The following is a 1,082-nucleotide window of genomic DNA, read 5'->3' as shown; positions in this document are numbered from 1 at the left end:
GCCCGCTATGATGCACGCGCCATTGCACCCGGCGACATTGACGAGATGTTTGACGCGCTGGTGCAGGCCGGCCATCCGGTGACCTCGCCGATGCTGCTGCTGAACTCCATGGGCAAGCGGTTCCGCAGCCATCTGGCCACCATCACCGGCAGCGCCTACGACGGCGCCAAGCCGCTGGATCTGATCGGCGTGGCCCAGCTGCAAATCCAGCGCGCCCGCAAACAAGGCGGCAACAGTGCCGGCTGGGAAACCTTTCTGGCCTTCCTGGCGCCGCAGCCAAGCGATCAGGCCCCGCTGGACCATATGGCCCGTGTCGCGCAGCAGGCGCAGGCCCGCCCCCACTGATCCGCGGCCGTAAATTCGGCCACAAACTTCCGGCGGCAGGGCATGATGCCTGCCGCCGGTTGCGTTTCGTGTCTAGCGGCCAGGATCGATTTATGGCCTGACGCAGCTTACGGCCCGGTTCAATCGCCGCCCGCAGTGCTTTCGGTTTCCGCCGCGCCGGACTGGTTCAGCAGCTCCTGTGCGGTGCCGGCTGCACTGTCCAGCGCCTCGGATGCGGCATCCTGAGCGGCCTCTGCCGCGCCGGCTGCAGTCTCTGCCGCGCCTTGGGCAGCCTCTGTGGTATCCTGCACTGCATCCGATGCTGCATCAGCCGTGCCCTGGGCCGCATCAACCGCATTGCCTGCTGCTTCAGCCGCGGCTTCCGCCGCCTCGCTTACAGTGTCCTGCACTGCATCAACAGCTGCGCCGGCAGCTTCGGCACCGGATTCGATAGCACCCTCAACGGCGTCGGCCGCATCTTCCACAGCCTGCTCGGCCGGAGCCGCGCTTTCCTCGTCTGCCGCTTCCGGCGCTGTGCTGCTCTGTTCCTCTTGCACGGCCGGTGCCTCGGCAGGTGCCGGGTCCTGCGCCCCCTGGCCGTTCAGCAGCACATATCCGCCCACAGCAGCAGCCCCTAGCGCAATCAGGATCAATAACTGTTTCATAATACACTCCTTCCGTTTACCGGCGTTGCCGGCCTGGCCGCGCCATCCGCAGCATCTGCCTGCCAGATGGCGCCCTGCGCCGCAGCACTCAAG

At 66.5% G+C, this 1,082-nt stretch carries 2 protein-coding genes; one reads left to right on the top strand and one right to left on the bottom strand.

The genetic code is table 11. The features are described from left to right. Positions 1 to 345, top strand: a 345-nt coding sequence (locus A2I95_RS41425; protein ID WP_291738089.1) for a hypothetical protein, incomplete at its 5' end; no start/stop codon positions are given. 119 nt (positions 346 to 464) lie between these two features. Here A2I95_RS41425 and A2I95_RS41420 read toward each other — a convergent pair. Beyond that, entirely contained in the window at positions 465 to 989 is a 525-nt protein-coding gene (locus tag A2I95_RS41420; RefSeq protein WP_156916855.1) for a hypothetical protein, read from the bottom strand. Between the last annotated feature and the right edge of the window lie 93 nt (positions 990 to 1,082).

This window comes from Leisingera sp. F5 (assembly GCF_001593695.1).
Note: the sequence above shows the minus strand (reverse complement) of the source record. Positions and strands in the feature narration are given on the sequence as shown.